Below are 19,649 nucleotides of genomic sequence, written 5' to 3' on the forward strand. Positions count from 1 at the left end.
CAAAGTGGATTCCTGTGGATTACGGTTCAAGTGTCATCTCACCCGTCGCAAGCGCCAAAGCTACTCCAATCTTTGCCTCAATGGCCAGATCGGATGCACATAATGTCCAACGCGGCACCGCAATGCCACAAAACTCTTCATATTCCGGCTCAGGCATGCGTTCGACCTGTGTTGGGTCAACGCCCAGATCAATCAGAACCCGCACGTCACCCTCGGACTTTTGCGGCAGGCCGCGCACAATCCCGATGCCACGCACTTCGCACAATCCGGCAATTGGTTCCGGCGCACTGGCAATCAAACGCCCGTCACGTGCCACAAGGTCAGTGCGATCATCGGATACAAGAAAGCCGCCCGCTTTTATCAAACGCAGCGAAAGCCCGGACTTTCCCGATCCGGATGGTCCGCGCACCAGCACCGCATGGGCGCCGATCCGAACACAATTTGCATGAAGCTGGGACATAATGAAAAACGATGCTTGGCAGACGTTGGGTTGTCAAACCCCAAACGCCGCAAGCGTGATCGACTTAACCTCCCGCATAGGAAAAGTGCGCTTTTTGGCGGCAAAAAACTTAATCAAGCGGCAGGCGAATGGTAAACACCGCCCCTTTGACCTTGTCATCAACCACGCGATTCTGTGCCGTCAATTCGCCGTTATGGGCCGCAATGATTCGCTTGGAAATCGAAAGCCCCAAGCCCGAATGCTGCCCGAATTTCTCGGTCGACGGGCGCTCGGTATAGAACCGGTTAAAGATCGCCTCTTCCTTGCCCGGCGGGATCCCCGGACCATCATCCTCAATCGTGATCACCGCCCAGTTCTTGTCACGCCATGCCCGCACACGCACTTCGCCCCCTTCCGGGGTAAAGGTAATCGCGTTGGAAATCAGGTTTCTGAAGACCTGTGTCAAACGGCTTTCAAGGGCCGGGACATCAAGGTTTTCCGGGACCGAAACCTTGATGCGCGGACCATCGACATCGGCATTATAAAGCTCACCCAACGTATGAAGCAGCACACCCAGATCGACTTCTTCGCTTTCAGCGCGCGACAGCTCGGCATCCATACGTGAATAGTCGGAAATATCACTGATCAGACGATCAAGCCGCTGGACATCCTCGGCGATGATTTCCATCAGCCGGCGCTGGCGTTCCGGATCCTTAAGCCGCGTGGCGGTCTCCACGGCTGATCGCAACGAGGTCAGCGGGTTTTTGATCTCGTGCGCCACATCGGCGGCAAACCGTTCAATCGCATCCATGCGATCCCAAAGCGTTTCGGTCATGTCGCGCAGCGTGGTCGACAGATCGCCGATCTCATCACGCCGCCCCGACAGATCGGGAATGGCAAACTGGCGGTTTTTGCTGCGCCGAACCCGTTCGGCCGCACGCGCCAACCGGTTCAACGGCCTTGTAATCACACCTGCCAGATAGATCGACAGCAACACCGTGATGCCAAAGGCAAAAACAAAGATTTTCAGGATATCAAGACGCACCGCATGCAGGGCGTTCTCAATCGGCTCGCCGCTTTTGGTCAGCATCACCGATGCCAAAACCTGCTTGAAGCGCGCCACGGGCACCGACACTGACAAAACCCGACGCCCCTGACTGTCCACACGGACAACCCCGCGCGAATAGCCTGCCAAGGCTGCCCGCACTTCCGGGTAATCCGCCGCACTGGCAACCGGCGGATCAACATAAAGCGGCAAGGGTTGTTCACCCTCAAACAGGGTCAACACGCCGTCGGTGAGTTTGCGCATGATATCGGCAAAGGCATCTTCTTCGCCGGGCGGCGGAAGCTCTTCGGCCTGAATGGTGCCCGTACCCAGCGACTGGATATTGCGACTGTCGGCCAAAAGGCTGCCATTGGTGGCAAACAGGCGGGTACGCGCCCCGGTGATCCCGACAAGACGACGCACCATTTCGCGCGCCACTTCGATTTTCACCCGGTTGGTTGCGTCATCGCCCGAACTGACCGCCGATGTCGAAAGGGCCGCGGCATACATTTCTGCCTGCACGGCCATGGCTTCAAGTTCGGAATGAATAAGTTCCTGCTTGTAGCGGCCCAGATACAGGATACCCGCCACCAGCACGAAAAGCGCCAGTGCGTTAACGGCCAGAATCCGCCAGGTCAAAGGCGAAAACAGCCCGTGGCGTTCCTCTATCCGTGTCGTCCGGTGTTCGGACGGACCTGCGTTCTGGTCGTGATCACCAGTCCCAAGATCGCTCATTCAAACCTGCAATAACCGGCCCAAGGCCAATTGGGCCCGCAAAAGAATGCGCGCCGAAGTCAATCGCTTCGGCGCGTCAGAAAATCTCTGGTCAGCTCGCCACCGTGGCAGTATCGCGATAACGATACCCCACACCATACAGCGTTTCGATTTCCTTGAATTCCTTGTCGGTCTCGCGGAACTTCTTGCGCAGGCGCTTGATGTGGCTGTCGATGGTACGGTCATCGACATAAATATGCTCGCCGTAAGCCGCATCAATCAGCTGATCGCGGTTTTTCACATGGCCCGGATGTTTCGCCAGCGCCTGAATCAGCAGGAATTCGGTCACGGTCAGGTTAACATGCTGACCTTTCCAGCTGCACATATGGCGCGACGGATCAAGCACCAGGTCACCGCGTTGCACGACATCATCAGATCCGCTCGGGCGGACACCCCCGGCACGCATGATTTCCGCACGACGCAGAAGGGTTCGGATACGCTCAATCAGCAAACGCTGCGAAAACGGTTTCTTGATGTAATCATCTGCTCCCATGCGCAAGCCGGTCAGCTCATCGACCTCATCATCCTTGGATGTCAGGAAGATCACCGGCATTTCGGTTTTCTTGCGCAGATGGGTCAGAAGCTCCAGTCCGTCCATGCGCGGCATCTTGATATCAAGCACCGCCAGATCAGGCTCTTCTTTCGTGATGGCATGAAGTGCTTCCGAACCATCAGAATATGTCAGAACCTCATATCCTTCTTCTTCCAACGCCATCGAAACAGACGTCAGGATATTCCGGTCGTCATCAACAAGTGCGATCTTACTCACCTGGACCTCATCTACTGGACAGAGACATTTCACTCATTCGTGTGGTGACTATACAATTTACATTTCAATGTGGCGAAAAAATAACGGCTTGCGGCATAAATAAGGCCATTCAAATACACGCCCGATCAGCCTGCCGTCACGGCCGTATTTGTTGACTTTATATCGCGCCACACCCTAACAATCTTGGCATTGGCGTAAACATGTCAGTTCAGGCCAAACGCCCGGCAACCAAAATTGATCCCTGATGACTAGGGCCAGGACCTAGGGAGGTCGCGATTTTCTACTGGTTAAGCAATTTCAGCCGCGGAACCCTGATCTTTGCCGGGACTTTCATTTCCGCCATCGTGATCTGGGCGGCTGTCAGTTCGACCGGCAATCTGACCATTCGCGAACTTGAAACCACCGGCGAAGCCCGGCTGGCACTTTATGACAGCTCCTTGCGTGCCGCCATTGATCGCTATCGGTATCTGCCCTATGTCGTCGCCCGCCATCATCAGGTGGCGCGTGCGATTGAAAATCGCAGAAACGCGCAAACCGCCAATATTTACCTGCAACAGGTCAATGACCAGTCCGGCGCCGCTGCCCTCTATGTTCTTGATCAAAACGGCGAAACCGTCGCCTCAAGCAACTGGAACACGCCCGACAGCTTTGTTGGCGAAGATTATTCCTTCCGTCCCTATTTCAGTCAGTCGATCTCGGGCAAAGAAGGCTTCTTCTTTGGCATCGGGGTGACAACCGGGCGTGCTGGCCTGTTCATTTCACACCCGATCCGCCAAAACGACACGGTTATCGGGGTGGTGGTGGTCAAACTCGAACTCGACGAAGTCGAACAGAACTGGCAGGACGCCGGCGAAACCGTCTTTGTCGCCGATGCCGATGGCGTCATAACACTGACCAGTCACGGCGACTGGAAATACAAAACCCTTTCCCCTCTGTCCCCCGCTGATCGCGCCCGGATTGAAAGCAATCGTCAATATCCCGGCCGCACCCTGCCGTCGCTTAATGTCGGGCGGCAACTGGCAAAGGGATCGGGCATCGTTGCCATTGATGGTCAACGCTACCTGTTTGACAGCAAACCGATCCGTGGCAGTGCCTGGCGGATTTTCTATCTGACATCCATGGATCAGGTCACCGACCGCCAAGGTGCCGTGATGCTGATCGCGGTAATTGCCGGGGGCATGATCATTCTGGTGATTCTGTTTCTGCGCGAACGCGAACTCAAACTGGCTTCCCAGCGCGAAGCGCTTGAGTTTGAGCGCATTCAGGCGCTTAACACCCGCCTCGAAGAAGAAATCACCGAACGGCGCAAAACCGAAGAAGAACTGCGCGGCACCCAGAACGAATTGGTGCAGGCCGGTAAACTCGCAGCTCTTGGCCAGATGTCGGCCGCCATCGCCCATGAAATCAACCAACCGATTGCCGCCATCCGGACGTTCTGCGCCAGCGCCAAGCTGATGATCGAACGCGGCAAAACCGAAAAGCTTGATCAGAACATCAATCAAATTTCCGCACTCACCGAACGCATGGGCGCGATCACAGGCCAGCTCAAGACATTCTCGCGCAAATCCACCGGTGTGCTTGAACCGGTCGATCTCAAGGTGGCCCTTGATAACGCCCTGCAACTGCTAAGCCCGCAATTACAGCAGGAAGAATGCAGCCTTGAACGTACCGAGCCCGCAACCCCGCTGGTGATCCGCGCCGACCTTGTCCGCATCGAACAGATTTGCGTCAACATCATCCGCAATGCGCTTGATGCCATGGAAAGCAGTGCGGCCAAGCGCATTCATATTGATCTGTCTGCCACCGAAACTGATGTCATCATGCGCATTACCGATACCGGACCGGGCATGAACGACGAAACCCTGTCGCTTCTGTTTGATCCGTTCTTCACCACCAAGGATCCCGGTCAGGGCGTGGGATTGGGACTTTCGGTAACTTATGGCATTGTGCGGGACTTCGGCGGCAGCATAAAAGCCTATAATACCGATACCGCCGGGGCCTGTTTCGAAGTCCGCCTGCCGTTACTCAAGGGTAAAACACCGTGACCACCAAAGACCGCGCGCAAGACAGTGACGTCGCACCACAGATCACACCGCACATCATCATTGTCGATGATGACGAAGCCATGCGCGTCTCCCTTGCCCAATGGCTGGAACTTTCTGATTTCGATGTCACGGTGTATGAGGACGCCCGCGAAGCCCTGCACGATATCAATCCCGATTTTGCCGGGGTAATCCTGACCGATGTCAAAATGCCCAAACTTGATGGCATTACCTTTACCCGCTCGGTCCTGACCGCCGACCCTGACATTCCGATCATCCTCATGACCGGTCACGGCGATGTCCCCATGGCGGTCGAGGCAATGAAAAGCGGCGCCTATGACTTCGTTGAAAAACCGTTCGAACCCAAAGACATTGTCGAAAGCCTCGAACGCGCCATCGAAAAGCGCCGCCTTGTGCTTGAAAACCGCAATCTGCGTCGTCAGATCGCCAACCGCGGCAGCCTTGATTCGCGCCTGATCGGCAATTCAACGGCCATGCGCAATCTCAAGGATGAAATTGCCAATATCGCACCGACCGAAGTCCCGGTGCTGATTTCCGGCGAAACCGGAACCGGCAAGGAACTCGTCGCACGCGCCATCCATGACCTGAGCGACCGGCACGATGAAAAATTCGTCGCGGTCAACTGTGCTGCCATCCCCGAAAGCACGGCCGAAAGCGAACTGTTTGGTCATGAAAAGGGCGCCTTTACCGGGGCCGCAGGCCAACGAATCGGCTGGATCGAGCACGCAATTGGCGGCACGCTGTTTCTGGATGAAATATCGAGCATGCCGCTCGCCCTTCAGGCCAAATTGTTGCGCGTCATCGAACAGCGCGAAGTGGTGCGGCTGGGCTCCAACGCGCCGGTAAAAGTCGATTTTCGCCTGATCTGTGCGACCAACGAGGATCTGGTTACGGCTGTCGCCGAACGCAAGTTCCGTGAAGACCTGCTGTTTCGCATCAACACGTTCGAACTGTCCATCGCCCCCTTGCGCGAACGCCAGGATGATGTCGCCCTGCTGTTTGATATCTTCGCCGAACGGGCGGCCGAACGGTTCGAACGCCCCTACGAGCGCGTCACACCGGTTCTGATCGCACAACTCAAATCCCATGAATGGCCGGGCAATGTGCGTGAACTTAAAAACATGGCCGAACGCTATGTCCTGCTCGTCGGCAGCCCCGAGGAACGCTTCAAACGCCTGTTTAAGGGCGGATTTGAGCAACCGCCCACACAATCAAGCGACCTGGCCCTTGCCGAACAGCTTCGCGAATTCGAGGAACGCATCATTCGCGATGCCCTTGATCGCCATGATGGCAATGTCAAATCGGTGATGGAAGAACTCGACATTCCGCGCCGAACGCTCAATGAAAAAATGAAAAAACTCAACATCCGGCGAGACAAACCGGCTTAAGTGTTTGTTGCAATGCGATAATTCATTCGCACTTGCAGCAAATCGGCAAGATTCCGCCGATTGATTTTGGTAAATCGGCAAGATTATGCCGAATTGCCAAATTGAATTACTCTAAGTTATTGATTTTTAATTGTTATTTTTAATGTCGCTTTGGCATACTCATTGCAGACATTAATCCCAAAATGATAAACTAACGAAAACCTCGAGGGAGGAAATCTAACAGCCTGTCCCATTCGGACGGAATAGATGGCTGTCTGAACTCACCCCTCAAACCTGGTTCTGAACTGCGCCCTGCATCTGATCGGCACCTATTGGCTCGATCCTGATCAGGTGGCCGCAGGGACCCAAAAACAACAGGCCCGGATAACGGGTCATGCATGAACATGAAGAGCCATATTCTGAAAAGATCTTTTGGATCTATTCGTCGTTAAGAGTGTTAACCCAAGGGAGGACTACTCATGAAGCTCCGTACTCTGCTTACTGCAGCAGCCGCAGCCATGATGCTGACCGCCGCACCTGCGTCGGCACAGCAACTGTCAATCGCAACCGGTGGTACCGGTGGCACCTATTATCCGTATGGCGGTGGCCTTGCGGAACTGATCACCAAATATGTTGATGGCTCCAGTGCCGTTGCCGAAGTTACCGGCGCATCCGTTGAAAACATGGGCCTGATCGCCCGTGGCGACAGTGACATCGCAATCGGCCTGGCTGATACCGTCTATGCCGGCTTTACCGGCACCGGCAAATTCGAAGGCCGCACCCTTGATAACGTTCGCGCTCTGGCGTCGATCTATCCGAACGCAGTTCAGATCGTCACCATGGCCGACAGCGGCATCAACGGCCTTGCCGACCTTAAAGGCAAACGCGTTTCTGTTGGCGCACCGGGTTCGGGCACCGAAGTTTCGGCCCAGACCGTTCTGAACGCCAATGGCATCACCTATGATGACATCGAAGAACAGCGCCTGAACTTCAACGAAACCGCTGATGCGCTGCGTGATGGCGACATCGATGCCGGTTTCTGGAGCGTTGGTCCGCCCACCAGCTCGATCCTTAACCTCGCAACCACGCGTGACATCAAGCTGATCGCGCTGACCGACGAAGAAATCGTTGCTGCCCTTGATGCAGAGCCGACCTTCGCTGCCTACGCCCTGCGTACCGGCATCTATGAAGGCGTCGAAGCACCGGTAAACACCGTTTCGACCCCGAACGTTCTGTTCGTGAACGAAGAAATGGATGAAGAACTGGCTTATCAGATCACCAAGACGCTGTTCGAACACGTCGACGAGCTGATCGCCATTCACCCGGCTGCAAACGACACCACGGTTGACTTCGCTCTGAACTCGACCCCGATCCCGATGCATCCGGGCGCGCTGCGTTACTACGAAGAAACCGGCAACCCGGTTCCGCCGCAGCTCTATCCATGATCTTGAATATGTTGGGGCGGCCAGTTTTGGCCGCCCTTCTTCTCCTGACAGCAGCGTGTGCGGGTCCGACCTATCAGGACCACGTCAAACCCGGCACCGTCATTGATCATCTTGAGGTGATCGGTGAGGACGGGTCGCTTCTGGCCAGAACCGAAATTCCGCGTCAGACCGGCTGGTGCCTGTATTGGAACCACTCTGTAACCGGTGATGGCGTAATTGATTGTTATGTCGACGATCTGGGCAAGATGGTTCTCCATCGCGCCTATCAGCCCGACTTCGCGGCAGGACTTGGTCACTATCCCGGTCGCGGTATTCTGACCAGCGCAGAAGGCGGCGGATACTGGATCGAAGATATCGACGAGCCTGTGCGCAACAACGCCTATGTGTTACGTGTGGGCTCACTTGCGGTTAATCATCGCATCGTCACCGACCGTGACGAAATCAACCTTTCAAAGATGGCTGAGCACACCCGTGTCACCATCCGCCTTGATACCGAGGAATAAGTCCCATGTCTGAACAGGCACCGCTGCCTTCCATGACGGATCGATTGCCGCAGCCCAAACTGGTCTTGCTTGCAATTTCGATTGTTGCCGTTGCGCTCTCTCTCTTCCAGATGTATGGCGCAGGGATCGAACCGCTTGGCCTGTTCTATCAACGCAGTATCCATCTTGCGTTCGTGATGTTCCTCGCCTTCCTGATGTTCCCGGTATTTGGCAGCAACAAAAAGCGTGGCGCACTTGGCTGGCTGATTGATATCGCCTTTCTTGCCGGTGCTTTCACCACGGGCTTCTATCTGTCCTTCTATCTTGACGAGATCATCAATCGCGCCGGCTTCTGGAGCGACACCGACCTGATCATTGGCGTGATCGCCACCGTCACCGTGCTGGAGGCCAGCCGCCGTGCCGTTGGCCTTGGCATGACCGTGATTGGTATTGTCGCGATCATTTATGCCCTGTCCGGTCCGCGTGGCGCCCTGCCCTGGGTTGGCGAATGGCTGCCCGGGATCCTTTCGCATCGTGGCGCCAGCATCGATCGCCTCGTCGGTCAGCTTTACCTCGGTCAGGAAGGCATCTATGGCCTGCCGATGGGGGTTGCGGCGACTTATATCTTCATGTTCGTGCTGTTTGGTGCCTTCCTTGAAGTCACCGGTGCGGGCAAATTCTTTATCGACATGGCCTATGCTGCCACGGGCAAAAAGCCCGGCGGTCCGGCCAAGGCCGCCGTTCTGGCATCGGCTGGCATGGGTTCGATCAGTGGGTCGGCCATTGCCAACGTTGTCACCACCGGTGCTTTCACCATTCCGCTGATGAAAAAGCTCGGCTACCGTCCGGCACAGGCCGGCGGTGTCGAGGCAGCAGCCTCTACCGGTGGTCAGATCACCCCGCCGCTGATGGGCGCGGGTGCGTTTCTGATTTCTGAATATACCCAGGTGCCGTATCTCGAAATCGTGCTGGTTTCGATTTTCCCGGCCATTCTCTATCTCGGGACGGTTTATCTGTTCGTGCACATCGTTGCGCTCAAACAGGGTATGCGCGGCATGCCGGTCGAAGAACTTCCCGACTGGAAAGAGGTTCTCAAGGAAGGCTGGCAGTTCATCCTGCCACTGGGCATTCTGATTTACCTGTTGGTGCTCAATATCTCGCCAATGCGCGTTGGCTTCTGGGCCATCCTGTCGGTCATGGCGGTTGCGGCTTTGCGCTATGCGCTGTGGTTCTTCTTCGTCGCTCCGCAACAGGGCGACAAACCAAGCCACGACAAACTGGTTGCTGCCATCCGCAAGGGTATTGCCATCACGCTTGCCGCTCTTGAGCTGGGTGCGAAAAACGCCGTTGCCGTTTCGATGGCCTGTGCGGTCGCAGGCATCATTGTCGGCGTGGTCGGCCTGACCGGTCTTGGCCTGAAATTCTCCTCGATGATGATCGCGTTTTCGGGCGGCAACATCGTTCTGGCCCTCGTTCTGGTCCTGATCGCCAGCCTGATCCTCGGGATGGGTCTGCCGGTGACGGCATCCTATATCGTTCTGATCGTGCTGGTTGGCCCGGCCCTTTCCAACGAGTTCGGCATTCCGCTGCTGATCGCCCATCTCGTGGTCTTCTGGTACTCGCAGGATAGTAACGTCACACCGCCCATTGCATTGGCGGGCTTTGCGGGGGCTGCCATCGCCAACGCCAGTCCCATGGAAACCAGTGTGCAGGCGTGGAAGTTTGCCAAGGGTCTTTATCTGATCCCGGCCTTCATGGTGTTTAACCCGGAAATCATTGAAGGCGGCTCAATCCAGATCGTCCTGTGGACAGGCTTTACCGCCATCCTCTGTCTGGCAGCCTTTGCTGCAGCGCTTGAAGGCTATCTGTTTGCGCCGATGGATCTGTTCTCGCGGATCATCATCGTGCCGGCAACCATCGGGGTGTTCTATCCGGACTTCCGCGCGGAAGTCGCTGGTACCCTCGTCCTTCTTGCGGTCCTTGCCTTTAACTGGTGGCAGGGCAAAAAGAACGGCCCGACACCGGTCGCCGCCGCAAGCTAGATAACAAATCCCTCCTCAAGGGAAACCAAAAGCCCGCAAGCTTCTTGCTTGCGGGCTTTTTCTTGCTCAATCGTTGTCACTATTCATTAGAGCCTATAAATTTACCCAAATTGAAAAGGTGACAGGAACATCGATTTGAAATGGAACGATCAGCTAAAGCTACTAGCTTGCGGCACTGTTGTGGGAGGCATCCTTTCGCCAATATTTTTTACCGATATCCTCGGATATCGCCGAATGGCTGAATGGCTTCCATTAAACACAGGCTTTGATCTAGGTTCATTTCTAGGTGGCAGCATCGCTGCTGGTGTCGCTGTCGGACTTTTCATGTTGCAGCGATATGTTGATCAACAACACACAAGACAAAGGCAACTGTTCCGAATCAGAATGTTCTCCATTCGGGCGATTGAAAATGTCGAGAATCTACTCAAACGTAAACATAAAGACGCGCCGGATATGCCAGAAATCCTGAAAAACCAATCTGGTTTTCCAGCAATTGCGAAGATCTGCAAAGATGCATCTGAGCAATACGACCAGCTTCCCGAAGAAGTGTTAGAATATCGTCGACACTTAACTTCTGAGTCCGTTTTCTTTGTTAAAAGTCAACTGGAACGCATTTGGCGTAGCTTTGCAGAAATTTCTGACGGAGGTGACTTGTCAAAACCGATAGTGCAAGCCCTTACTGACATTGCACTACAAGAAGAAAAAATAAGACTAATTATCACAGCGATCCAGCTAGACTCTGGAACAGAACGCTGGAGAAACGCTATAGCTGAACGAAACAAAGTAACCCTAACAGCCCCCACACAACTAATCGAAGACCTTGAGGAGCTCGAAATTCTCTTACATTCCTTAAGAAAACTGTGTCAGTAAAGCGCATGATTTGGCTTAGTTTGCCCCCCACACCCATACTCCGTAAACTAATTGATCCTAGAACTGCGGTTTCGCATGCAATTTCTGATCTTGCTTAGAGAAGCCCCGCGCCAACTGGCTTTTGGCGCGCTGCACAGTTTCGGCTCCTCGTTCGGGCAGACGTTTCTCGTCGCGCTGTTTGTCCCCTTCATCTCGGCCAGTCTTGCGCTAAATGAAACCGAGTTTGCCAATATCTATGCCGGCATCACCATTGCCAGTGCGCTGTGCCTGCCGGTTGTCGGGCGCTGGATCGACAAGGTCGATATCCTGTCCTACAGCCTTGCCACCATGGCCCTGCTTGCACTGGGCTGTGTGCTGATTGCGGCTTCTGACAATGTCTGGATGCTGATCGCAGCCCTTTTTGTACTGCGTCTGGCAGGCCAGGGGTTGATGACCCATGTCAGCATGACCGGCATCGCACGCTATTTTTCACGAAATCGCGGACGTGCGCTGGCGATTGCCAGTTTCGGCTTCCCCCTGGCAGAGGCCATCTTGCCCGCCACCCTGCTGGCCCTGATTGCCGCCTTTGGCTGGCGATATACCTATGCCGGGTCGGCCGCCTTTATTCTGATCATTTTGCTGCCAGTTGCGATCTGGCTTATTCGAAGCGACGCGAAGTTCCGCAAGGCACCAGCAAAATCAAACGAATCGGCCAATACCGCCGCCGCACCTGATCCGAACAGCGCGGAAAGCACCGAGTCCCCTTCAGGCACCCCCAAAACTGATCATCCGCGCCTGTTCAAATCGCTTTATGTCTGGTTTTGCATGCCGATGCTGGCCGCACCCCCGCTAATCATGACCGCGCTGTTTTTCCATCAGGGGGCAATTTCCAATCACAAGGGCATTGATCTCGGCTGGTTTGCCGCCGGGTTCACGGTTTTTGCCATTACATCGGTGTTGGGTGCGTTTGGCAGCGGTCCGCTGATTGACAAACATTCGGCCCGTCGCCTGTTTCCCTGGCACCTGATCCCGATGATGGCCGGGATCGCCATTCTGGCACTGACAACCGTGCCATGGGCGATCCTGATCTATATGGGGCTGGTTGGGGTTACGACCGGGTTTGCCACGACATTGCGCACGGCCATCATACCGGAACTGGTGCCACTTGATGAAATCGGGGCGGTGCGCAGCACCCTGACGGCTGTGATGGTTCTGGCATCGGCAATGGGACCGGCGATTTATGGCTGGATGTTTGCCGCCAACATCTCGATTGCCATGATGCTGCTCATGACCCTGATCGCATCCCTGATCGTCAGTGTCGGGTCCTGGTTCTCCGAACGTCCGGGCTTTTATGTGCCGCCCAATATCGCGCCCAAAGAAAGCTAGGATCCCGACCCTGGACCAAAAAAAATGGCCCGGATCACAAAAGTGACCGGGCCAGTCGGGAAAACAGCGTCAAATAGGGAGGAAGACGCTAGATAGAAACCGTAGTTCGTCGTCGCTGCCTGCGGGAGCACCTCTTGGGGAGGAAAATCAATCAGCGCTCAACCGCATGCAGTTAGAAGGTAGATTAGGCAGCACCGCCAACGGTGCCCGCCGGATGGTTTACGTCGGCTGATTTCTCGGAACCTTTGAACAGGTTGCGGAAGAAGGAGCCTACGAATTCAGCGCGCAGCTGCTGACCTTTACGTACACCTGCCTCGATTTCGGTGGTGGAGATGTAACGGTTGGTGATTTCTTCGTAAGTGGCCATGGTGACCTCCTTAAAATTTCGTTCGTTGCGACGCCATGTCGCTCTCGATGAACCCAATCTAATTTTCTTTACTGGGAATGAGAATTCCCTCAATATGCACATTACTTGTGAACTATCGTCATAAATAGGAAGTTCGAAATATGGATCGCGCCGCGGAAATGGAAATCTTTGTCCATGCTGTCGAGGAAGGAAGCTTCTCGGCCGCTGCCCGGACAATGCGCCTGTCACCGTCAGCCGTCTCGAAATACATCTCGCGCCTTGAGGACCGCCTGGGTGCACGTCTTTTGATGCGCACCACACGCCAGCTCAGCCTGACCGAGGAAGGCCGTGCCTTTTACGAACGCGCCCGCACGATCCTGAACGAGATCGAAGAAGCCGAAGAAGTCGTCACCCAGCTTTATGCCGCCCCGCGCGGGACGCTTCGGATCAACGCATCGGTCGCCTTTACCAAGATGCAGGTGGTGCCGCTGATCCCTGAATTCCTCGCACGCTATCCCGATGTTCGGATCGAACTGACACTTGATGACAAATTCACCGATCTGGTCAACGATGGCTATGATCTGGCCATTCGCCTGTCCGCGCTTGAGGACTCGTCCTTGATCGCGCGTAAATATGCGGTCAACCGCCGCATGATCGTGGCATCGCCGGAATATCTTGAAAAGAACGGCATCCCGCGCAAGCCACAGGAACTTGAAAACCACAACTGTCTGCATCTGTCATCGCGCGAAAGCTTCAATGACTGGCACTTCGAAACCCCGGATGGCCACGTGTCTTTCCGTGCGCAGGGCTCGTTCTCGGCCAATGACGGTGATGTGCTCCACGAAGCGGTTCTGGCCGGGCTTGGCATGGCGCGACTGGCCGAATATCTCGTGCATGAAGACATCCGCACCGGCCGCCTGACCCCGGTCCTGACCGAATATGTCCATGATCAGGCGTGGATTTCGGCGGTGTATCCGCATAAACGCCACCTGTCGCCCAAGGTCCGCGCCTTTGTCGACTTCCTGGCCGAAAAATTCACCCCGGTCCCACCGTGGGAGCTCGGCTTCCGCGATGCGCGTGCCGTACGCCGCAACAGCGACGGCACCACCGACACTTCCAAAACCGCCCGCGATCTCGGGAAATAAGTCCTAGAACTGCAGGGCCTTCTGATAGGCGGCAAAGTCAAATTGGAACTGCAGTTCTGACGAATTGGAAAGATCATCAAGAATGCGGCTTTCCCCGGTCCGGGCGAAGCCGCATTTTTCATAGAATCGATGACCGGCTTCAAACCGCGTATCGGTCCATAGCATCACATTTTCACATTCCGGATGCGTCTGCCCCAGCCACGCCAGTGCCTTGGCCATCAGCTTTTGCGCCATACCCCGCCCGCGAACAGCGGGATGCAGATAAACCTTGTGCAGTTCAGCTTCACGGGTGCTTGCATCATATTTGACGCCAAAACAGCCCAAAACCCGATCGCTGTGATCGACGGCAACCCAGATCCGGCCATCATCGGCCTTGAAGTCATCGGCAATCGCATCGAGTTCGGGAAATTCCCCCGCCCGATCAAATACGCAGCCCGGATAATCGGCAAAGACCAGCGCGATCAGTTCGGCAATGCCATCGCCATCACGGTTAAAGGCCGGGCGAATCGTCACATCGCCGACCGTATCCGTCGAAACATTTCCCATCAGCCCAGCTTGACCCCCTTGGCCAGCTTGTCATAACCGCGCAGCACCGCCTCGGCATCCGCCACCGATTTCCCCGGACGCTGAATGCGCGTCGGGCGCAGTGCACCCGTGCCACAGCTAATCGTCAGCTTGTCATCAAGGATCTCGCCCACCGGGCCGGACTGATCAACCACCTCGGCCGCCTGCACCTTGATACGTTCTTTACCGAGTTCGAAATAGGCGCCCGGCCACGGCGTAAAGGCGCGGATTTTGCGTTCCAGGGCGGCGGCATCCTCATTGAAGTCAAGCTTGGCCTCGGCCCGTTCCAGCTTCGCGGCATAGGTCACACCGTCTTCCGGCTGCTTGGTTGCAACAAGCTCTCCGTTCGGCAGCTTTTCAAGCGCCTCGACAATCAACTTGCCGCCCAGTGCCGCCAGATCATCATGCAGGGCATTGGCATAGGTCTCGGACGTGATCGGCAGTTCGCCAATCAGCAACATGTCCCCGGTATCCAGCCCGACATCCATCTGCATGATGGTGACACCGGTCGCATCATCACCGGCCAGAATGGCCCTCTGGATCGGGGCCGCCCCGCGCCAGCGCGGCAGAAGGGATGCGTGAATATTCAGGCACCCGTGCTTGGGCGCATCAAGAATGGCTTTCGGCAGGATCAGGCCATAGGCCGCGACCACCGCAACATCCAGATCAAGATCGGCAAAGGCCTGCTGTTCTTCGGGTGATTTCAGCGACACCGGGGTTCTGACCTCAATCCCCTGATCAGCCGCCCAGGCATGCACCGGGCTTGGCGTTTCCTTGTGCCCCCGACCCGCCGGGCGGGGCGGCTGCGAATAGACGCACACGACATCATGCCCCGCGGCCACCAGATCCTTCAGCGCCACAAGGGCAAAGTCCGGGGTTCCCATAAAGGCAATGCGCAGCTTGGTCATATCATTCGTCCATTCATCTTTTGACTCTTCTGGCGGCAATTTGGCGTTATCCTGCCCAAATGACAAGCCAAGCCTTACCTCAATCGCCCAAATACCCGGTCAGCCATATCTGGCATGCGGATTGGAGCATGTCGGCCAAAGGCCGCTGGGTCGCCAAGGCCCGCCGATCCGATACCGGCTGGGAAATCCACACGATCGAGCCGGTCGGGATGCTAAACCAGTTTCGCGGGTCCCTGTCGGATCACGGCGCCCAAAACCCGGTCTGGCTTGGCCTTGATATGCCGATTGGCTTTGTGGACGCATGGTATAACGGCGCGAATGTCAAAGACTTCAAAGCTCTGCTGAGCCTTCTTGAAACTGATCAGTGGCGGGAATTCTTTGATGTTTGCCAATCACCGGATGAAATCCGCCATATACGGCCATTCTACCCACAAAGTTCCGGTGCAAAGGGCAGTGTCACTCGTGATCATCTGATCAAGGCGCTGGGTTTGGCAGATTTCAATGCACTTCATCGCGACTGTGAATTTCCCACCAGAAAGCGCACTGCCGCCTGCCCGTCCTTCTGGACGCTGGGGGCCAATCAGGTCGGCAAGGGCATGCTGCACGGCCTCAAACACCTGATTCTTCCGGGCTACGCCGATGGTTTTCACATCTGGCCCTTCATGGGGGATCTCGAAACTCTTTGCAAATCCCCCGGCGTCACCCTGATTGAAACCTATCCCGGCGAAATTTATGGTTGGCTTGATGCAAAAAGTGAGTTGACTAAATCAAATCAGAACAGCCGCGAGCACTACCTGCACAAACTCCGCGATAATGCCCACGCTAATGGCATCGAAATCAGGGATGCTGTCTGGAACGATATCAAGGATGGCTTTGGCCCGGATCACGGCAAGGATGACGCGTTTGACGCCCTGATCGGCGTGATGGGTCTCATCGAAATTGCCGACGGACGCCGTCCCGAACATCTGCCCCGAACACCAAGCGTTTTGGAACGCGAAGGCTGGATTGTCGGGCTCGATCCGGCCGACATCAAACCTCGCCACCCATAAGGCGCGCAAAACAAAAGGGCCGGAAAACCGGCCCTTCGAATGCGGTCGCGGATCAGAAGCCTTAAGCAGACTTTTTGGTTTTCTGTAGCTTCTGGACTTTCTTGATGATCATGTTGCGCTTAAGCGCGCTGAGATAATCGGTGAACAAGACGCCATCAAGGTGATCGATCTCGTGCTGGATGCAGGTCGCAAGCAATCCGTCCGCCTCGATCTCGTGCGTTTCGCCGTTTTCATCCATATAGCGCATGCCGACTTCGGCCGGGCGTTCGACATCGGCATATTGTTCCGGGATCGAAAGACACCCTTCCTGATAGATTGAGGTTTCCTCAGACTCCCAGATGATCTCCGGGTTGATCAGTTTCAGCGGTTCCGGCTTGTCCTTGTCGTCAGACACATCCATGACGACCACACGCTTCATCACCCCGATCTGCGGTGCCGCCAGGCCAATGCCCGGTGCCGCATACATGGTTTCAAGCATGTCATTAAGAAGGGTCTTGATCTCATCATCCACTTTTTCGACCGGCGCGCACTCCTTCTTGAGGCGCGGGTCTGGAACAATAAGAATTTCACGCAGGGCCATGGGTCTCTGATCCGGTTTCGAACTGGTTTGAGGGTCAGGTCCCCCTAATTTGGTTTAAATGGTTCACCTGATTTGCGCGCTCCTGCGTCAAACCCCTTATCCGGGAGACCTCCCCCGCACTGCGGGCTTTTCCTAGGAGATCACAAATATAACGCCTGCCATTCAAATCAAATTAGGGGGACCTGACCCTCCTATGATTATATCTAATTTCGCGCTTCGAGATAAGGTTTCCCCACGCCCAAGTCAAGCAAGCAGCCCGATTTGCCGGTGATAGCTGCCATGCCGGCCCCCTGGACGGCACCAAAAACCGATGCATCAATCCTGTGCATCGTCCTTGGTGTTGTCCTTGGGTTCGTTGCTTGTGCCGTCCGCCGCATCCTCTGGCCCGGGCAGCAATTCCATCTTGGTGATTTCGCGCACATGGGTTTCCGAGGCGGCCGGTTCCTCGATTGTGCGGTCGTCGGCAACGATATGCTTTTCCCTAAGCTTGCGCGCCGAAACAAGAACTGATCCCTCCAGGGATCCCAGCGTCTTGTTGTAATGCTTCACCGTGCTTTCAAGCGACTTGCCCATCGAACTGAAATGCTTGGCAAGCGCACCCAGACGGTCATAAAGCTGCAAGCCGATTTCACTGATATCGCGCGCGCTTTCGGCCAGCGCTTCCTGTCGCCAGCCATAGGAAACGGCCTTAAGCAATCCAAGCAACGTCGTCGGCGTCGCCAAGATCACGCCATCGCGGAAGCTGTCCTCGATCAGGCGCGGGTCGCGTTCAAGGGCGGCCGAAAAGAAGCTTTCACCAGGCAGGAACAGCACAACAAATTCCGGGCTGTCGACCGACTTCCAATAGGACTTTTTCGAAAGATCCGTAATCACCTTGCGCACATTGGTGACATAGGTCGCCATCAGCGCTTCGCGCCGGTCATCGTCATATTTCTCGTCAATCGCCTCAAGATAGGCCGATGTCGGGGCCTTGGCATCGACCACGATGTTTTTGCCACCGGGCAGGTGAATGACCATGTCGGGCTTTTGCACGCCCTCGTCGGTATTGAAATGCACCTGCTCGTCAAAGTCACAATGCTTGAGCATCCCGGCAAGTTCGACAATCCGCTTAAGCTGCAATTCGCCCCACTTGCCCGAGACCGACGAACTCGACCGAAGGGCCGAACTCAGCGTCTGGGTTTCCTTGGACAATTTGTTTTGCGATTGCACCAGGGTCCCGACCTGCTCGCGCAGCTCGCCGTAAGCTTCCTTGCGGTTTTTTTCAAGCTCGTTAACCTTGCTGTCAAAGGCCTCAAGGCGTTCCTTGATGGGTTTTACAATCCCGTCAATTGCCTGCTGGCGTTTTTCAAGATCGCCCTTGGCCCCTTCCTGCAGACGCGAGAAATTCTCGCGCGCAAGCTTCATGAACTCATCGTTATTGACCTTGAGCGCATCGGACGACAGCGCCTTGAAACTGTCCAGAAGCTTGGTCTTGGCGTCTTCAAGCATCTCGAGCTTTTCTTTCGCCGCCTCGCGCTCTTTCTCAAGCGCTGTTTCAAGCTCTGATCCCTTTTCACGCCACTGATCAAGGGCAGTGCGCAATTCCTTCATCTCGGCTTCAAGGATGGGCACCCGGTTGGCCGTGGTTTCGGCAATGGCCCGCTTTTCTGACGCTTCGGAGAGTTTTTCACGCATCTGTGCGACCTCGGTCGCAAGGTCGCGCCGGGTATTTTCCGCATGTTCAAGCTGGGACGCCAAAAGGGCGGTGCGCGACTCCGTCTCGGTCTCAGTGGCATCCTTGATGCGTTTGACCATCATGATGCTGAAAACAAATGCCAAGACAGATGCGCCAAATGCACCTACGGCCAGAGAAATCGGATCCATTGTCCCACCATTCGATTGCGTACTGGATTCTTTGTATCTGTTTTGTTCCGTCAAATCCAGAACCGAACTGCCATGTCCGCGCCATCATCTTCGAAAAAAATGTAAACAACTTCACTGGCGAGGTCGCAAATTTCAAATATATATCAAATGGATAAGGGAATAGAACCAAGGCACAACAGCCAAAGCGGCCAGGATACGCAACCACGCCGGGTATTTGGGCGATGTCGCGTAATACGGTGCGCAAAGAAGGGGCAAATAACGCCCCGATCAACGCGAAACCGTCCCGGACCGCCCCCGTCTTAAGTTGTATTCCCTCCCTACTCTCTGCGCACTAGCATAGGGCGCAAGCGACAGGTCCGACTTTGCCATCCCCAAGTCCGCCAGAAACAATCAGGCCGGGCAGGGCGGCAGGGCAGGTTCTGAACCGCAACGAAATTACTGCATCGGACGGATGCCTTTTCGAGCCCCTCTTGAAAAGGCATCAAAACGCCCCGGTGCCGACCTAGTGACACAGGAAACGAACAAGAGGCCAC

17 protein-coding genes are annotated in these 19,649 nt (G+C 55.5%); 9 read left to right on the plus strand and 8 right to left on the minus strand.

Annotation, left to right across the window (positions count from 1 at the left end; translation table 11 throughout):
• Nucleotides 1-19 precede the first annotated feature (19 nt).
• The 3 genes from HED22_RS03935 to HED22_RS03945 all read right to left on the minus strand — a co-directional run bounded on the left by HED22_RS03935 (nt 20) and on the right by HED22_RS03945 (nt 3,027).
• Nucleotides 20-460, minus strand: coding sequence for an HPr kinase/phosphorylase (locus tag HED22_RS03935; RefSeq protein WP_167719289.1), 441 nt, complete (start codon nt 458-460; stop codon nt 20-22).
• Nucleotides 461-569: 109 nt separating this feature from the next.
• Nucleotides 570-2,219 carry a stimulus-sensing domain-containing protein gene (locus HED22_RS03940; RefSeq protein ID WP_254869747.1) on the minus strand — a complete coding sequence of 550 codons (1,650 nt, stop codon included), beginning with the start codon at nt 2,217-2,219 and terminating at the stop codon, nt 570-572.
• A 91-nt stretch (nt 2,220-2,310) separates the two neighbouring features.
• Nucleotides 2,311-3,027 (minus strand): response regulator transcription factor, encoded by a 717-nt coding sequence (locus tag HED22_RS03945; protein ID WP_167719291.1) that lies wholly within the window; start codon nt 3,025-3,027, stop codon nt 2,311-2,313.
• A gap of 344 nt (nt 3,028-3,371) precedes the next feature.
• Here HED22_RS03945 and HED22_RS03950 point away from each other — a divergent pair, with 344 nt between their 5' ends.
• The 7 genes from HED22_RS03950 (at nt 3,372) to HED22_RS03980 (ending at nt 12,661) form a co-directional block, all read left to right on the plus strand.
• A complete protein-coding gene (locus tag HED22_RS03950) occupies nt 3,372-5,072 on the plus strand; it encodes an ATP-binding protein (RefSeq protein ID WP_368484469.1) in 1,701 nt (566 codons plus the stop codon).
• The gene (locus HED22_RS03955) at nt 5,069-6,478 is read left to right on the plus strand and encodes a sigma-54-dependent transcriptional regulator (RefSeq protein ID WP_368484470.1); all 1,410 of its coding nucleotides are present in this window, start codon (nt 5,069-5,071) and stop codon (nt 6,476-6,478) included. Before HED22_RS03950 ends, HED22_RS03955 begins: the two co-directional genes overlap by 4 nt.
• A 458-nt stretch (nt 6,479-6,936) precedes the next feature.
• Nucleotides 6,937-7,902 (plus strand): TAXI family TRAP transporter solute-binding subunit, encoded by a 966-nt coding sequence (locus HED22_RS03960; protein ID WP_167719296.1) that lies wholly within the window; start codon nt 6,937-6,939, stop codon nt 7,900-7,902.
• The gene (locus HED22_RS03965) at nt 7,899-8,405 is read left to right on the plus strand and encodes a DUF1850 domain-containing protein (RefSeq protein ID WP_167719299.1); all 507 of its coding nucleotides are present in this window, start codon (nt 7,899-7,901) and stop codon (nt 8,403-8,405) included. Before HED22_RS03960 ends, HED22_RS03965 begins: the two co-directional genes overlap by 4 nt.
• Nucleotides 8,406-8,410: 5 nt before the next feature.
• Nucleotides 8,411-10,426, plus strand: a complete 2,016-nt coding sequence (locus HED22_RS03970) for a TRAP transporter permease (protein WP_167719301.1) — start codon at nt 8,411-8,413, stop codon at nt 10,424-10,426.
• A gap of 234 nt (nt 10,427-10,660) precedes the next feature.
• A complete protein-coding gene (locus HED22_RS03975) occupies nt 10,661-11,296 on the plus strand; it encodes a hypothetical protein (RefSeq protein ID WP_167719304.1) in 636 nt (211 codons plus the stop codon).
• Between the two features lie 75 nt (nt 11,297-11,371).
• Nucleotides 11,372-12,661 (plus strand): MFS transporter, encoded by a 1,290-nt coding sequence (locus HED22_RS03980; protein ID WP_167719307.1) that lies wholly within the window; start codon nt 11,372-11,374, stop codon nt 12,659-12,661.
• Between the two features lie 184 nt (nt 12,662-12,845).
• On the opposite strand, the gene HED22_RS03985 is transcribed toward HED22_RS03980, so the two are convergent.
• Nucleotides 12,846-13,028 (minus strand): hypothetical protein, encoded by a 183-nt coding sequence (locus tag HED22_RS03985; protein WP_167719310.1) that lies wholly within the window; start codon nt 13,026-13,028, stop codon nt 12,846-12,848.
• A gap of 140 nt (nt 13,029-13,168) precedes the next feature.
• Between HED22_RS03985 and HED22_RS03990 the strand changes: the two genes are divergently transcribed.
• Nucleotides 13,169-14,152 (plus strand): LysR family transcriptional regulator, encoded by a 984-nt coding sequence (locus HED22_RS03990; protein WP_167719313.1) that lies wholly within the window; start codon nt 13,169-13,171, stop codon nt 14,150-14,152.
• Between the two features lie 3 nt (nt 14,153-14,155).
• Here the strand turns inward: HED22_RS03990 and HED22_RS03995 are convergent, their stop codons facing one another.
• Nucleotides 14,156-14,698, minus strand: a complete 543-nt coding sequence (locus HED22_RS03995) for a GNAT family N-acetyltransferase (RefSeq protein ID WP_167719316.1) — start codon at nt 14,696-14,698, stop codon at nt 14,156-14,158.
• Nucleotides 14,698-15,624: a methionyl-tRNA formyltransferase gene (gene fmt / locus HED22_RS04000; RefSeq protein ID WP_167719320.1), complete on the minus strand. Its 927-nt coding sequence runs from the start codon at nt 15,622-15,624 to the stop codon at nt 14,698-14,700. Before fmt ends, HED22_RS03995 begins: the two co-directional genes overlap by 1 nt.
• 128 nt (nt 15,625-15,752) lie before the next feature.
• Between fmt and HED22_RS04005 the strand changes: the two genes are divergently transcribed.
• Nucleotides 15,753-16,673 (plus strand): methyltransferase type 12, encoded by a 921-nt coding sequence (locus HED22_RS04005; RefSeq protein ID WP_254869748.1) that lies wholly within the window; start codon nt 15,753-15,755, stop codon nt 16,671-16,673.
• A 61-nt stretch (nt 16,674-16,734) separates the two neighbouring features.
• Here HED22_RS04005 and def read toward each other — a convergent pair whose 3' ends face one another.
• Entirely contained in the window at nt 16,735-17,253 is a 519-nt protein-coding gene (def, locus tag HED22_RS04010) for a peptide deformylase (RefSeq protein WP_167719326.1), read from the minus strand.
• A gap of 315 nt (nt 17,254-17,568) precedes the next feature.
• Nucleotides 17,569-19,116: a DNA recombination protein RmuC gene (gene rmuC, locus HED22_RS04015; RefSeq protein ID WP_167719331.1), complete on the minus strand. Its 1,548-nt coding sequence runs from the start codon at nt 19,114-19,116 to the stop codon at nt 17,569-17,571.
• Between the last annotated feature and the right edge of the window lie 533 nt (nt 19,117-19,649).

Origin of the sequence: Thalassospira sp. HF15 (assembly GCF_011806525.1) — a bacterium.
Taxonomy (GTDB): Bacteria; Pseudomonadota; Alphaproteobacteria; order Rhodospirillales; family Thalassospiraceae; genus Thalassospira.

Coding starts and splice junctions, on each gene's coding strand:
- HED22_RS03985 (WP_167719310.1), bottom strand. CDS start 13,028: ATGGCCACTTACGAAGAAATCACCAACCGTTACATCTCCACCACCGAA.
- HED22_RS03935 (WP_167719289.1), bottom strand. CDS start 460: ATGTCCCAGCTTCATGCAAATTGTGTTCGGATCGGCGCCCATGCGGTG.
- HED22_RS03975 (WP_167719304.1), top strand. CDS start 10,661: ATGGCTGAATGGCTTCCATTAAACACAGGCTTTGATCTAGGTTCATTT.
- HED22_RS03965 (WP_167719299.1), top strand. CDS start 7,899: ATGATCTTGAATATGTTGGGGCGGCCAGTTTTGGCCGCCCTTCTTCTC.
- HED22_RS03940 (WP_254869747.1), bottom strand. CDS start 2,219: ATGAGCGATCTTGGGACTGGTGATCACGACCAGAACGCAGGTCCGTCC.
- HED22_RS03970 (WP_167719301.1), top strand. CDS start 8,411: ATGTCTGAACAGGCACCGCTGCCTTCCATGACGGATCGATTGCCGCAG.
- HED22_RS03980 (WP_167719307.1), top strand. CDS start 11,372: ATGCAATTTCTGATCTTGCTTAGAGAAGCCCCGCGCCAACTGGCTTTT.
- HED22_RS03960 (WP_167719296.1), top strand. CDS start 6,937: ATGAAGCTCCGTACTCTGCTTACTGCAGCAGCCGCAGCCATGATGCTG.
- rmuC (WP_167719331.1), bottom strand. CDS start 19,116: ATGGATCCGATTTCTCTGGCCGTAGGTGCATTTGGCGCATCTGTCTTG.
- fmt (WP_167719320.1), bottom strand. CDS start 15,624: ATGACCAAGCTGCGCATTGCCTTTATGGGAACCCCGGACTTTGCCCTT.
- def (WP_167719326.1), bottom strand. CDS start 17,253: ATGGCCCTGCGTGAAATTCTTATTGTTCCAGACCCGCGCCTCAAGAAG.
- HED22_RS03990 (WP_167719313.1), top strand. CDS start 13,169: ATGGATCGCGCCGCGGAAATGGAAATCTTTGTCCATGCTGTCGAGGAA.
- HED22_RS04005 (WP_254869748.1), top strand. CDS start 15,753: ATGTCGGCCAAAGGCCGCTGGGTCGCCAAGGCCCGCCGATCCGATACC.
- HED22_RS03995 (WP_167719316.1), bottom strand. CDS start 14,698: ATGGGAAATGTTTCGACGGATACGGTCGGCGATGTGACGATTCGCCCG.